The following is a 13,486-nucleotide window of genomic DNA, read 5'->3' as shown; positions in this document are numbered from 1 at the left end:
GTGGTGTGCTCCCCAATCGCAGCAAGGCTCATGATACGGCCATGTGAAATGAAAATCATCAGGTCATCGAGGGTTCGCAGAATTCTTCGAATGATGTGGTGCGACGGCGCAGCCCGCAGCGCAGACACCTGGAGTTCAGCGGATGTTCACCTGACGTCCACCGGCACCCCGGCTAGCGCAGGTGCTCGAAGATGATATTCGTCTGCGTGGAGGAGAACGCACGGTTAGATCCCAGATGGCTCGCGACGAAAGTGCGCAACTCGTCAATGGACCGGGTGGCGACCCTGATGAGCAGGTCCGGGGTGCCGCCGAGCACGAAAACGTCGCGGACCGGAGTCAGCGCCGCCAGGGCCTTGGCCGCGGGAAGCATCCGGTCCCTGGCCTGCGGGGCGACGATCACGGAGATCATCGCGTTGACCGTGACACCCAGCAGCTTCTCGTTGATCTTCGCCTCGTAGCCCTCGATCACCCCGCGGGTGCGCAGCATCTTGACGCGTCCCAGGCAGGTCGAAGGAGCCAAGCCCACCCGCTGCGCCAAGACGTTGTTCGCCAGGCGGGCATCCCGGCTGAGTTCGACGAGGATCGCCAAGTCAACCTCGTCGATGTGAACGGAATTCGCCGAGTCGGCCCCCGAAACTGCCCATACTGAATCCGGCACGGATCAGCCTCCCTATTATTTGCAAAAATTCGGAACCCAAGAAATTTTCCTGCTTCTGATTCTACGATGGAGGGACATTCATGGCATCCAGGAAGGGAAGCACAGCGTGCAGACGGTACACACCCGCGAGGAATTGGCACAGCTCGACGCGCAGGATCCGCTGCGCCGGTTCAAGGGCCGCTTCGCGCTGCCCGAATCGGTGATCTACCTCGACGGCAACTCGCTCGGTGCGCTGCCCCATGGCGCGGCCGAACGCGCGGCGCAGGTCGTCACCGCAGAATGGGGCCAAGGCCTGATCCGCTCCTGGAACGAAGCCGGCTGGTTCGAGCTTCCGCTGGTGCTCGGCGACAAGCTGGGCCTGCTGCTGGGAGCGCATCCCCGCGAAACCGCCATCACTGATACCACCAGCCTGAACTTGTTCAAGGCGCTGGCTTCCGCGCTGCGCATCCAGAAGTCCGATGCGCCTCAGCGCCGGGTCATCATCACCGAACGGGACAACTTCCCGACCGACATCTACATCGCCGAGGGACTGGCCGACCTGGTCAACTCGCTGTCGCAGGAAACGGGCGTGCCCTACGAGGTCAAGCTCATCGACGACGAGGCCTCGCTGCGCGCGGCCCTGGGCGATGACACCGCCGTGCTGGCGCTGTCCCACGTCAACTACCGGACCGGTTCGATGTGGGACATGAATCAGATCACCGCCGCCGCCCACGACGCCGGTGCGCTGGTTATCTGGGACCTGGCCCATGCCGCCGGTGCGGTCCCGGTAGACCTGAACGGCGCGGACGCGGACTACGCGGTGGGCTGCACCTACAAGTACCTCAATGGCGGGCCCGGATCCCCGGCCTTCATCTGGGTCAACGCCCGCCACCACGACCGCTTCTGGCAGCCGCTGTCCGGCTGGTGGTCGCACAACGCCCCGTTCGAGATGGCCGAGCACTACACCCCGGCCAACGACGTGCGCCGCTTCATGTGCGGCACCCAGCCGGTGACCTCCCTGGCCATGATCGAGGTCGGGCTGGATATCGCCCTGGAAGCGGACATGGACGCGGTGCGCGCCGCCTCGCTGGAACTCACCGACCTGTTCATCGAGCTGGTCGAGACCCGCTGCGCCGACCACGGCCTGGAACTGGTCACCCCGCGCGAGCACGCCCAGCGCGGCAGCCACGTCAGCTTCCGCCACGAGCACGGCTACGAGATCATGGCGGCGCTGATCGCCCGCGGCGTCATCGGCGACTACCGCGAGCCGGAGGTCCTGCGTTTCGGCATCACCCCGCTGTACCTCTCGCGCACCGACATCTGGGATGCGGTGGAAATCCTGCGTGAGATTCTGCACACCGGCGACTGGCAGCGCGAAGAGTTCACGGTCCGAAATGCCGTGACCTAGGCGGTATCCGCCAGACCCCGGATCTTCGGCGAAGATCCGGGGTGAAAGCTCCCGAGTACGCTTAGACGCGGCGCGCAAATGAAGATCCGCGTGCCGCACACGTACACAGCAGGGAGCATCGTTGGCGCAGCAGCCGGTTGGAACCAAGGGGCCCGGCCCCGGCCTGAAGAAATCGCTGACCCCTGCCCAGATGGCGATGATCGCCCTGGGCAGCGCCATCGGCACCGGACTGTTCGCCGGCAGCAAGCTCGCCATCGCGATGGCAGGCCCCTCGGTCATCTTCAGCTACGTGCTGGGGGGAGTGATCGCGCTGCTGGTCATGGGAGCGCTCGCCGAAATGACCGTGAAGCAGCCGGTGGCCGGCTCCTTCGGCGTGTACGCCGAACGCTACCTCGGCCGCTACGCCGGCTACCTGACCAAATACATGTACTGGTCAGCGCTGATCTTTGCGGTCGGCACGGAGGTCAGCGCCATCGGCGAATACATGCAGTTCTGGTTCCCCGAGGTGCCCGGGGTGCTGTGGGTGCTGCTGTTCTCCGCCGCCCTTCTCGCGGTGAACTTCTCCAGCGTGAAGGTCTTCGGCACCACCGAATACTGGTTCTCCGCCATCAAGGTCTTCGCGGTCATCGCCTTCATCGTCATCGCCGCCTGGCTGGTGTTCCACGACCCGGCCGACGGCTTCGGGTTCGCGAACTACAGCGTTGGTTCGGGCTTCTTCGCCAACGGACTGTCGGGCACCTGGAGCGCGGTGATCGTGGCGATCTTCTCCTACATGGGCATCGAGGCGATTTCCATCGCGGCCGCCGAGGCCCGCAACCCGCAGCTCGCGGTGCGCAAGGCTTTCAAGGTCTCCTTCCTGCGCCTGCTGCTGTTCTACGTGCTGACCATGGCGCTGATCCTTGCCATTGCGCCGACCAGCGAGCTGATCTCCGGCGGTTCGCCGTTTGTCACCGTCATGGATCAGGTGGGCATCCCCTTTGCCAGCTCGGTGCTGAACTTCGTGCTGATCATCGCGGCCCTGTCGGCGATGAACGCCCAGCTCTACGCGGCGACCCGCATGCTGCACTCGCTGGCAGATGCAGGCCATGCCCCGAAGCTGGCGCACCGCACCAGCCGCAACGGCTCCCCGGTGCATGCAGTGTGGATGTCAGGCGGAGGCATCGCCGTGGCGGCGATCGCCGTTGCGGTGCTTCCCGAGGGAGGCTTCGGCCTAATGATGTCGCTGGCCACCTTCGGCGCGCTGGCCACCTGGTTCATGATCCTGTTGACCCACGTCAGCTTCCGCCGCCAGGCCGCCCGCGAGCGCAGCCCGCTGGAATTCAAGCTGCCGGGCTACCCGGCGGCTTCCATCCTCGGGGCGGCGCTGCTGGGCGGGCTGCTGCTGACCACGTTGTTCGTCGAGGAATTCAAGTTCACGCTGGTCTTCGGCCTGCCGTTTGTGGTCGTGATGTCGCTGCTGTACTGGCTGGTTTTCGTCCGCCGGCAGCCCGTGGCGCGCAGCTGACTACGCGCGCAGCCGGAAGAACGAGCTGCCCGCCACCAGATGCGATCCGGGGATCAGGGCGATCTTCAAATCGGGATTGAACTGGCCCTCGATCTGGGTTCCCGGATCTACGGCGGCGCCCAGCGCCGTCGGATCGAGCGGTTCCAGGATCCATTCGCGCGGGCCCGCGCCGATATGCAGCAGCCCGGTGCCGCCGTCCAACTGCAGCCAGGCGCTGATCCAGTCATTGGCGAAGCGGGGCAGGGGGTTGGCTGTCAGCGGCTTCGCGGCCAGGCCGAGATGGGTTTGCTTGCTCATGGGTCCACGCCTTTGCAGGTTGTTGTCCTTGCCCGAAGCGCCGGATGCGCCGCGAGCCGCTTCGTCATCCGAGCCACCCGCCGTACAACTGTGTGGGGTTGGCGCCTGATCGGTCGGAGCCTTGCCGGAACCCGTGGGGTTCCCCGCGATCAGATCTCGTGAAGCTGGCTCCATGCTATAAAACCGTTTCGGTGCGGGGGAAGCGGCGGCGGCGATCCGCACGCCGCTCGGTCACAATTGGTCGCGGAACGACATGCAGTGTCATGGAGGAATGGGTCCCGGGCGCTAAAATCGTAGGTGGTCTGCCGTTGGCAGGCCGATGGATTCGACAAGGGGCGACTGTGGCCAAGCTGTATTTCCGATACGGGGCAATGAACTCGGGCAAATCGACGAGCTTGCTGCAGGCCGCCTTCAACTACGAAGAGCGCGGGCAGCGGATCCTGCTGGCCAAGCCCGGGGTGGACACCAAGGGGGAGAGCTCGATCGTTTCCCGGCTCGGGCTGAGCCGTGCGGTGGACCTGATTGTGTCGCCCTTGGACAACGTCCGCGAGCAGTTCGCGGCACTGGCTTCGGGCGACGACCCGGACGCGCTCGTCCCGCATATCGACGCTCCGCCCGTGGCCTGCCTGCTGGTGGACGAAGCCCAGTTCCTGAGCCGGCAGCAGGTCGACGACCTGTTGCGTATTGCAGTGCTCGATGACGTTCCGGTGCTGGCCTACGGCATCCGCACGGACTTCCGCACCCATGCGTTCCCCGGATCGGCCCGGCTCATGGAGCTGGCGCACTCGCTTGAAGAGTTGAAAACGATTTGCCGCTGCGGGCGCAAGGCCATGTTCAACACCCGGCGCATCGGCCAGAACGTGGTGTTCGACGGGGACCAGGTGGCCATCGACGGCGAGGACGTTTGGTACGAATCGCTGTGCGCGGCCTGTTATCTGGAGCTTTCCGGGGGAACGCTCGGTTAATCCTGCGCGGGGGCTGGCGCCGGGGAAAGCAGCCCGGCGACGGCCCGCTGCAGGCCCCAGTCGTAGCCGTCGCTTTCCTCCGAGTCCACGTCCAGCTGGATGAGGTTCTGGCGGTAGGCGACCGAGCCCAGCACGTGGTTCAGCAGCAGCTGCTGGCCGAAGCGCGCCTGCTCGGCAGTCAGCCCGGCCCGTTGCAAGAGGGCACGCAGGAGCAGCACCGGCTGAAGGTCCTTCACCTGCATGGCGCTGGCAACCTCGATGACCTCGGGGCTGTCCTGGATGGGAAGCAGCGCCAGATAGAGCTTGCGCATCAATTGCAGCACCGCCTCGCCCGGCGAAGCGAAGTCCTCGGCCCGCACCGCGAGCGCCGGGGTGTTCAGCAGCTTCGCCGCGACCTGGGCCAGCAGCTCCTGCTTGTTCTTCACGTGCCAGTACAGGGCGCCGACCTGGACATCCAGTTCCTTGGCCAGTCGACGCATCGACAAATCAGCCAATCCGAACTGTTGCAGGATGTCGACCGCGGTATCCACGACCGTTAACTGAGTCAATGCCATGCCTCAAGTCTAGACGTACGCCCTGTCCCACGGACCGGCGGCTATGCGCCGGCGAACTGGTGCTGCAGGATTTCAGCCTCCCCTGCGGCCGGTTGCGCGTGCTGGTGCGCCAGCCGCCGGATTAACGGACCCAGCTGGGCAGCAGCAGTCTGCGAGTGCTCCGGGTGCCACTGCACCGCTGTGGCCTTGGCGGAATCGTGGACCACTGCCTCGATCACGCCGTCGCTGGACATGGCCGCGATCTGCAGCCCCGCCCCGAGGGCGTGGATGGCTTGATGGTGCGAGCATAGGTGGAGGTCCCCGGACGACAAGTCTTCGGCCAGCGCTTCGGCGACAAAGCCCACACGGGTCTGCGCAAACGGATCCGTCCCTTCGCACCGGTGGTCCTGCACGTTGTGCAGGTGCTGCACCAGGGTTCCTCCCAAGGCGACGTTGAGCAGCTGCATGCCCCGGCAGATGCCCAGCAGGGGAGTGCCGGTGGCCATTGCGTAGCGGATGGCGGCGATCTGAATGCGGTCGGCCTGCGGCTCGTGGGTTCCGGATCCCGGGTAGTCTTCAGGGCCGTTGTAGAATTCCGGGTCCACATCTTCGCCGCCCATGATGATGACGGCATCCGAACAGTCCACGAGCTGCTGCACCTGTTCCAAGGACAGCTGCCAGGTCGCGACAAGTTCCGGTTCATGCCCCTCCGCGAGGATCTGTGTGGCGGCGCTGGCATTGAGCTCGTCCAGCTCCAGCTGGAATCCGGGGTCGTGCTCGCGAGTGTCGCGGATATGCAGGACGGCAATTTTCATCGGTTCCATGTCGGGCTCCATTTGGCTTTGGCCGCTCCCGGCAGATGCGTCGGAGCGGTAAATTCGCGGGGTGCCCTGCCAGTGTAAAACCGCGTGATTTCGTGATTAGGTCAGGATTGTTTCACCGGGATTTCCGGAAATTCTTCAATAGCCTTCCGTTAACAATCCCGTGCTGGCGTGTATGAATGTGCTCTCGAAAATACTCCCGGAGTGAATGCGAGGCAAAAATTATTTCGGGCAGCGACGCGCAATTTACATAAATGTCACGACCGCGATATGTGGCTCGAATAATGAAACATTCTGTTTCTTCGCAGAAACAAAATCGAAAGCACCGCGGAATCTCACGTCGATAGTTTGAACCCACTCGCACTCAAACTCTTCGAAAGGGGTCCCGAGATGGAAGCTGCTGACATGGCTTGGCTGCTGGCTGCATTCGCCATGGTCCTGCTGATGTTTCCTGGGCTGGCAATGCTGTACGGCGGCATGCTCAACGGACGCAACGTATTGAACATGATGCTCATGGTGCTCAGTTCACTGGCCGTGACCGGCGTCGTCTACGTCGTGGTCGGCCACGGGCTTGTACTCGGCGACTCGGTCGGCGGACTGGGGCTCATCGGCAACCCGCTGGACTTCTCGTTCTACACCGACTTCATGAGCGATGACGAGGCCGGCGGAACCTTCTGGGCGGCGTTCTACGTCTTGTTCGCCGCGATCTCCGCCGCCCTGGTGGCCTCGGGCGCCGCAGGCCGCATGAAATTCGGATCCTGGCTGGTTTTCGTGGCGTTGTGGGTTCTGGTGGTCTACAGCCCGCTGGCGCACTGGGTCTTCGCCTTCGACAATCCGGAAGCCGGGACCGTGGGCGGTTGGATGCGCAACCAGCTGGGCTTCCATGATTTCGCCGGCGGCACCGCGGTGCACATGAACGCCGGCGCCGCCGGCCTGGCGCTGGCGGTGGTGCTGGGCCGCCGCAAGGCGCAGGCCGGACGTCCGCACAACCTCCCGTTGATGATGATCGGCGTGGGCCTGCTGGCCACCGGCTGGATGGGCTTCAACGGCGGCACGGCCGGGGGCGCGAATTTCCTGGCCCAGTACGTGGTGCTCACCACCTTGCTGTCGCTGTGCGGCGGCATGCTCGGATTCATCGCGATCGAACGGATCCGCGACGGGCATGCCACCATGCTGGGCCTGGGAACCGGCGCGATCGCCGGCATGGTCGGCATCACCCCGGTGGCCGACGTGGTCGGCCCGGTCGGCGCCATCATGGTCGGCTTCTTGGCTGCGGCGGCCGCGGCCTGGGCCATCACCTGGAAACGCCGCCACCGCATCGACGACTCGCTGGATGTCTTCGCGGTGCACGGCATCGCGGGCATCACCGGCTCGCTGTTCGCCACGTTCTTCGCCAACCCGGCGGCTCCCGGCGAGATGGCGGGCATCGTCTTCGGCGGGGCGTTCTCTGAGCTGGGCAGCGAGCTGATCGCCATTGCGGTCACGCTGGGCTACAGCTTCGGCATGACCTTCGCGATCCTGTGGGTCATGAACAAGATCCGCCCGATCCGTGTGGACGAGGCGGACGAGGAAGCCGGACTTGACCGTTCGGTCCATGCCGAAACCGCCTACGACAGCCGTCCGTTCTAAGTCCCGCATCGAAAGGCAGGCAAATGAAACTCGTCACCGCAGTGATCAAGCCGATCCGGCTCGAAAGCGTGTGCGCCGCATTGGAGAAAGCCGGATTCACAGGAATGACCGCCACCGAGGTGCAGGGCCGCGGCGTCCAGGGCGGGCGCACCGAATACTACCGGGGCCAGGAATACTCGGTGAACTTCCGCACCAAGATCCGGCTGGAACTGCTCGTTCCGGACGCGAAGGTGGACAGCGCGCTGGACACCATTCTGGAGGCCGCGCGGACAGGCCCGGATGGCGAAATCGGCGACGGCAAGGTCTGGGTTGCCTCGCTGGAGCAGATCATCCGCGTCCGCACCGGCGAAACCGGCGAGGCGGCCATCTAGAAATCCACCAACCACCAGCTTCCGCACTTCATTCACGAAAGGTCCACCAATGACCGCAATCAACTTCCGCTACCTCAGCGAACAGGACATGATCGCCGCCGGCGTCACCGACATCGCCCGCTGCACCGACGTCATGGAAGAGGCATTGATTCTGCTCCGCAACGGGGACTACATGATGGCCGGCGAAAACGGCAACTCCCACGGGGCGATGATCACCTTCCCCGAGGTGCCGGTCCACGAGGGCATGCCCTGCGACGGCCCGGACCGCCGCTTCATGGCGATGCCCGCCTACCTCGGCGGCCGCTTCGGCACCACCGGGGTCAAGTGGTACGGCTCCAACACCGCCAACCGCGCCAAGGGCCTGCCCCGCTCCATCCACCTGTTCACCCTGAACGACACCGATACCGGGGCGCCGATGGCGATCATGAGCGCCAACCTGCTCAGCGCCTACCGCACCGGGGCGGTGCCGGGCGTGGGCGTCAAGCACCTGGCCAGGGAAGATGCGAAGATCGCCGCCGTGGTGGGGCCGGGGGTGATCGCCAAGTCCGTCATCGACGCCACGCTGACCCTGCGCCCGGGCATCGACACCGTGCGCATCAAGGGACGTTCGGCCGCCGGCGTGGAAACCTTTGCCGCGTACATCCGCGAGAACTTCCCGCAGGTGGCCAACGTCATCGCAGCGGAAACCATCGAGGAGGCCATCAAGGACGCGGACATCGTCATGGCTACCACCAGCACGGACATCGAGGGTTCCGGGGCCTTCCCGTACTTCCCGGCCTCCGCCATCAAGCCCGGGGCGCTGTTCCTGCTGCCGGCCGCGGCCAGGTTCGACGACGACTTCGTGATCAACCAGGCCCGCCTGGTGCTCGATGCCCGGGGGCTGTACGACGCCTGGGCCGAGGAATACGACACCCAGGCCTACGAGCTGCTGGGCATCCCCGGTACGCACTTCCACGACCTGATGCGCGAGGGCAAGCTGCCCGAGTCCAAGCTGGAGGAAATCGCGGACGTGGCCACCGGCAAGATCCCCGCGCGCCGCAATGACGAGGAGATCATCCTCTACTCGGTCGGCGGCATGCCGATCGAGGACGTGGCGTGGGCGACGGACCTGTACCGTTCGGCGGAGCAGAAGGACCTCGGCCAGGTGCTGAACCTGTGGCAGGCCCCGGTGCTCGCGTAGCGGCACCCGGCAAGAGACCCGGGCTTCGGAAACGGAGCCCGCATGGATGTAGTTCCCCGGACGGCGGAGTGTGGCCCCCGTCCGGGGAACTGCTATTTAACTGCTATTAACGTCCGCGCCCGACCGCGTGGCGGGTGGGGCCGGATGCGCCGGGCGGCCGATAGCATGGGGTCCTAGTGATGCACGGGGAGGTGCTTGTTGATGAGGCCAGCGGCCGAAGTTCTGGTTTTTGCGGCATCCGGCGCGGGGATTCTTTTGCTGCCGGGCTATGCAGCGGGCTGGCCGCAGCTGGCCCTCGCGGTGGTGTACTGGCTGGCGACACGCAACGCGGCGCGTTCCCAGCCGCGGTCGGTGGCGAGAGTCTACCGCCGCAACACGCTGATCCTCTTTGCCGCATGCTTGGCGGCCCTGCTGGGATTCACCACGGCCGCGGGGCTGCTGCTGCTCGTGCTCGGCCTGGTGGTCGCGGTACGTGCGCGAAACTACGGGCACCCGAATCCCGACCGGAACGATGTCCCGGCGCTGTTGAAGTCCTTCTGACTGGAACGAGCCTCGGGTTGCCGGTGGCAGCTTCGGCGGCGCGGGCGAAAGCCCGGGGCCGCATCCGGAATTCTCCGGATGCGGCCCCGGGCTTTCGCGCAGGGGGTTCGTCTGGCGCGGGGATCAGCTCAACAAGCCCTGCAGCGCGTCAGCCAGTGCCAGCGCGCCGAGCTCGGCATCCGCATCCTCGACGTATTCCTCGGGGGAGTGGGAGATGCCGCTGGGATTGCGGACGAACAGCATGGCGCTGGGAACGTGCCCGGCGAGCACGCCCGCATCATGGCCCGCTCCGGTGTCCAAGACGGGAGCGTTGCCCAGCGACGCGCCCAGCTTGCGGGACAAGTCGGCGTCGAAGCCGACGGTCGGACTGAGCGACTCCTGCGAGAATTCGAAGCCGCAGTCTTCTTCCGCCGCGATCTGCTGCGCGGCGCGGTGGATGTCCTGGACCACGGCTGCGGTGACCGCGTCGTCCGGGTGCCGGACATCCAGCCAGAAATCCACGCGCGAGGCAATGACATTGGTGCCGCCGGGAACGGGGTGCAGCCTTCCGACGGTGGCGCGGGCGTTGTCCTGGGCGCGGGCAATCTGCTGCACGGCGGCGATGGTCCGGCCGGCGGCGACCATGGGGTCGCGGCGGTCGCGCATGAGCGTGGTGCCGGCGTGGTTGCCCTGCCCGGACATGGACAGCTTCCAGCGCCCGTGGCCCAGGATGGATCCGCCCACGGCCACCGGATGCTGCAGCTGTCCAAGCCCGAGCCCCTGTTCCACATGCAGTTCGACAAAGGCGCCGAGCTGTCCGAGCAGCGCCGGATCCGCTCCGATGCGCCGTACGTCCAGCCCATGGTGCGCGGCGATTTCGGCGAAGGTGTTGCCGTCCGGATCGCGCAGGTTCAGCGCCTTGTCCCGGTCGATGGCGCCGGTCAGCAGCCGTGAACCCAGGCAGGCCACCCCGAAGCGGGATCCCTCCTCCTCGGGAAAGACTGCCAAGACCAGTGGGCGGGTGGGTTTCAGGTTCCTGGACCGCAGGATGTCCACGGCGGCCAGCGCGCTGGCTACCCCCAGCGGCCCGTCGAAGGCCCCGCCGCCGGGGACCGAGTCCAGATGGCTTCCGGTGGCCACGGCGTCCGCACGGATCCCGGAGGGAAGGTCCCACCAAGCCCACAGCGCGCCGTTGCCGTCCTGCTCCACGCTCAGCTGCCGCGCGGCGGCCTGCTCGGTGAACCAGCCGCGCAGGTCCAGCTCTGCAGTGGAATACACGGGACGGGTGTAGCCGCCGCGCAGCCGGTCCCGCCCGATGCCGGCGATCTGCCCCATCAGCGAGGCGACGGTGGAAGCGGGGATGGTGCTGGCGGTGTCAAGATGCTGCATGCGATTTCTCCTGCGGGTTCGCTCTAGGCCAGGGCCTTGGCATGGGAGGACAGGCGGAAGAGCTCCGGAACCGTGCCGGTTCCGGTGGCCAGGTCTGCGGCCAGGTCACCGAGCAGCGGGCCGAACTTCGCCCCGTGTCCCGAGCAGGGGGACATGATGGTGATGCCCTGGGTTTCGTCCATGATGAAGTCCTCGGTGGGCGTGGACGTGAAGATGCAGGTGGTCTCCGCATACGGGGTCGGGTCCAGACCGGGCAGGTAGCGCTTGACGTAGTCGATGACGCGTTCGCGGTTGGCCGGATCGATGCGCCCGTCCTGCGCCGCGGCGCTGTCCATTCGGCGCCCGCCCATGTATTCGGCGACCTTTTGACCGCGGAACCCGGCATCGCGTCCGCCAGGCAGGCCATAGGACTTGAATGCTGGATCCTTGTGGATATACGTGGGCCAGGCCAGGCGGGCCTCGGGATCCTGGTTGCGGTAGGGGAAGTGGTATGCGTTTTCCTGGTAGACGTCCATCGTCGGCACGCTGCCTGCGAAGCCCGCGGGCAGCGGCAGGTTGCCCAGCAGCCCGGGCAGCCACCCTCCGGCGGCCACGACGATTCTGGACCCGAGGTAGGAGCGCCCGTCCGCGCTGTTGACCCGGTAGCCGCTGCCGGCTGCTTCAACGGATGCGACGGGCCAGTTGGTTTCGACCCGAGCACCATGCGCCTTGGCCTGGGCGACCATGGCCTGCACCGACCGTTCGGCATCGATGACGCCGGCACCCGGATGCCAAAGCACCTCGGTGTCGAAGTCGATGCCCGCGAAGCGGTCGCGCGCTTCGGCTGCGCTGAGCAGTTCGTGCTCGACTCCCGCGGATTCCAATACCGACGCCAAATGGCGGGGGTTGCGCAATGCCCCGTAGTCGACCGAGCCGTGCGGGGAGATCAGCTGCTGCCCGCTGGCCAGCTCAAGTTCGTCCCAGGCGGTCCGCGCCCTGCAGACCAGATCCGTGTAGAAGCTGTCAGGGTAGGCGTAGCGGAAGATGCGCGCCGAGCCATGCGAACTGGCATCGGCCGCGGCGGGAACCTTGCGCTCGAGCAGTGCGACTTCGTGGCCGCGCTGGGCGAGCTTCCATGCGGCTGCGGCACCGCTCAAGCCCGCTCCGATGACAATGTATTCGGTGGATGGGGCGTGGGTCTTCTGGCTCATTGTGTGCTCCTGGACGACGGTGTGCGATTGTTCCGCTTCCAGTAACCCACAAAAATTATTATCTAGTCCAATACTATTTTCAATGAAATTATTAGTGTTCGTGCAACAATAGATGCATGGAACTTCGACAGCTTCAGTACTTTCTCGTGGTGGCCGAGCACCTGCACTTCGGGCGCGCCGCCGACTCGCTGCGGATGTCGCAACCGCCCTTGACCGTGGCGATCAAGAAGCTTGAGCAGGAGCTCGGGGTGCGGCTTTTCAGCCGCACCACGCGCAGCGTCGAGCTGACCCCTGCGGGGCGCGCCTATCGCGATCGGATAAGCCCGCTGTTGGCGGATCTTGAGCGGGCCAACCATGAGTTGACCGAGGCCGGGCTTGGGCTGCGGGGCAGGATCGCCGTGGGTTTCGTCAGTTCGGCCAGTTATGCGGCCCTGCCCGGTGCCATTAGGCTATTTCGCGAGCTGCGGCCCAGTGTGGATCTTGCGCTGCGCCCGTTGACCACCGATGAGCAGATTGACCAGCTGCTGGATGGGAAGCTGGATCTGGGAATCCTGCGTGACCCGGCTCCGGTTCCGGGACTCGTGCTCACCGAGGTGCTTGCCGAGCCGCTGGTAGCGGTGATCCAAGCGGACCACCGCCTCGCGGGGCAGGCGGAGCTGGAGATTGAGCAGCTTTTGGGTGAGGACTTTGTGCTCTTCCCCTACAAGTACATGAATGGTTTCTACACCTTGGTGCATTCGTTGTTCGAAGGCTTTTCCCCGCCACGCATCGTCGAACGCGCCATCCATCAGGAAACCATCCTGGGGCTCGTGGCCTCCGGGCTCGGGGTGTCGATCCTTCCGGCCTCGGTGTCGCGTTTCCAGATGCCGGAGGTGGTGTTCCGGCCGATCGCCGGCAATCCGCGCAGCGCCCTCTATGCGGCGGCGAGCTCGGATAATCCCGCGGCGGACGTGTTTCTGCGATGCCTGAAGGAAGCCGCGGGAACAACCTAGACTGATCGGTCTAACTAGACTAGTCTGTCTATTTAGACCGACCTGTCTACT

At 65.5% G+C, this 13,486-nt stretch carries 14 protein-coding genes; 8 read left to right on the top strand and 6 right to left on the bottom strand.

Features of this window, described 5'->3' with window-relative positions:
- Positions 1-172 precede the first annotated feature (172 nt).
- Positions 173-658 carry an Lrp/AsnC family transcriptional regulator gene (locus DFO58_RS14995; RefSeq protein WP_120991570.1) on the bottom strand — a complete coding sequence of 162 codons (486 nt, stop codon included), beginning with the start codon at positions 656-658 and terminating at the stop codon, positions 173-175.
- A gap of 106 nt (positions 659-764) precedes the next feature.
- Between DFO58_RS14995 and kynU the strand changes: the two genes are divergently transcribed.
- Positions 765-2,045 (top strand): kynureninase, encoded by a 1,281-nt coding sequence (gene kynU, locus DFO58_RS14990; RefSeq protein WP_047118153.1) that lies wholly within the window; start codon positions 765-767, stop codon positions 2,043-2,045.
- A 121-nt stretch (positions 2,046-2,166) separates the two neighbouring features.
- Positions 2,167-3,549, top strand: coding sequence for an amino acid permease (locus DFO58_RS14985; protein ID WP_286163627.1), 1,383 nt, complete (start codon positions 2,167-2,169; stop codon positions 3,547-3,549).
- On the opposite strand, the gene DFO58_RS14980 is transcribed toward DFO58_RS14985, so the two are convergent.
- Positions 3,550-3,846, bottom strand: coding sequence for a hypothetical protein (locus DFO58_RS14980; protein WP_053797205.1), 297 nt, complete (start codon positions 3,844-3,846; stop codon positions 3,550-3,552).
- A 341-nt stretch (positions 3,847-4,187) separates the two neighbouring features.
- Here DFO58_RS14980 and DFO58_RS14975 point away from each other — a divergent pair, with 341 nt between their 5' ends.
- Complete coding sequence (locus DFO58_RS14975; RefSeq protein WP_047118150.1) at positions 4,188-4,811, top strand: thymidine kinase; 624 nt, start codon at positions 4,188-4,190, stop codon at positions 4,809-4,811.
- Here the strand turns inward: DFO58_RS14975 and DFO58_RS18695 are convergent.
- Together DFO58_RS18695 and DFO58_RS14965 are read right to left on the bottom strand one after the other, a co-directional pair.
- Positions 4,808-5,365: a TetR family transcriptional regulator gene (locus DFO58_RS18695; RefSeq protein ID WP_047118149.1), complete on the bottom strand. Its 558-nt coding sequence runs from the start codon at positions 5,363-5,365 to the stop codon at positions 4,808-4,810. The genes DFO58_RS14975 and DFO58_RS18695 overlap by 4 nt on opposite strands.
- A gap of 41 nt (positions 5,366-5,406) precedes the next feature.
- The gene (locus tag DFO58_RS14965; protein WP_052772216.1) at positions 5,407-6,168 is read right to left on the bottom strand and encodes a gamma-glutamyl-gamma-aminobutyrate hydrolase family protein; all 762 of its coding nucleotides are present in this window, start codon (positions 6,166-6,168) and stop codon (positions 5,407-5,409) included.
- 387 nt (positions 6,169-6,555) lie between these two features.
- Here DFO58_RS14965 and DFO58_RS14960 point away from each other — a divergent pair, with 387 nt between their 5' ends.
- The 4 genes from DFO58_RS14960 to DFO58_RS14945 all read left to right on the top strand — a co-directional run bounded on the left by DFO58_RS14960 (position 6,556) and on the right by DFO58_RS14945 (position 9,885).
- Positions 6,556-7,794: an ammonium transporter gene (locus DFO58_RS14960; RefSeq protein WP_053797208.1), complete on the top strand. Its 1,239-nt coding sequence runs from the start codon at positions 6,556-6,558 to the stop codon at positions 7,792-7,794.
- Between the two features lie 23 nt (positions 7,795-7,817).
- Positions 7,818-8,165, top strand: coding sequence for a P-II family nitrogen regulator (locus tag DFO58_RS14955; RefSeq protein WP_047118147.1), 348 nt, complete (start codon positions 7,818-7,820; stop codon positions 8,163-8,165).
- Positions 8,166-8,214: 49 nt separating this feature from the next.
- The gene (locus DFO58_RS14950; protein WP_053797209.1) at positions 8,215-9,345 is read left to right on the top strand and encodes a tyramine oxidase subunit B; all 1,131 of its coding nucleotides are present in this window, start codon (positions 8,215-8,217) and stop codon (positions 9,343-9,345) included.
- Between the two features lie 201 nt (positions 9,346-9,546).
- Entirely contained in the window at positions 9,547-9,885 is a 339-nt protein-coding gene (locus DFO58_RS14945; RefSeq protein ID WP_146956063.1) for a hypothetical protein, read from the top strand.
- A 123-nt stretch (positions 9,886-10,008) separates the two neighbouring features.
- On the opposite strand, the gene DFO58_RS14940 is transcribed toward DFO58_RS14945, so the two are convergent.
- Together DFO58_RS14940 and DFO58_RS14935 are read right to left on the bottom strand one after the other, a co-directional pair.
- Positions 10,009-11,253: an allantoate amidohydrolase gene (locus tag DFO58_RS14940; RefSeq protein WP_120991569.1), complete on the bottom strand. Its 1,245-nt coding sequence runs from the start codon at positions 11,251-11,253 to the stop codon at positions 10,009-10,011.
- 23 nt (positions 11,254-11,276) lie between these two features.
- Complete coding sequence (locus DFO58_RS14935) at positions 11,277-12,443, bottom strand: FAD-dependent oxidoreductase (protein ID WP_120991568.1); 1,167 nt, start codon at positions 12,441-12,443, stop codon at positions 11,277-11,279.
- Between the two features lie 116 nt (positions 12,444-12,559).
- Here DFO58_RS14935 and DFO58_RS14930 point away from each other — a divergent pair, with 116 nt between their 5' ends.
- A complete protein-coding gene (locus DFO58_RS14930; RefSeq protein ID WP_120991567.1) occupies positions 12,560-13,435 on the top strand; it encodes a LysR family transcriptional regulator in 876 nt (291 codons plus the stop codon).
- The last annotated feature ends 51 nt before the right edge of the window (positions 13,436-13,486 follow it).

The sequence above is a fragment of the Arthrobacter sp. AG1021 genome (assembly GCF_003633665.1).
GTDB lineage: Bacteria > Actinomycetota > Actinomycetes > Actinomycetales > Micrococcaceae > Glutamicibacter > Glutamicibacter soli.
This window is presented reverse-complemented; position numbering and strand designations above follow the sequence as displayed.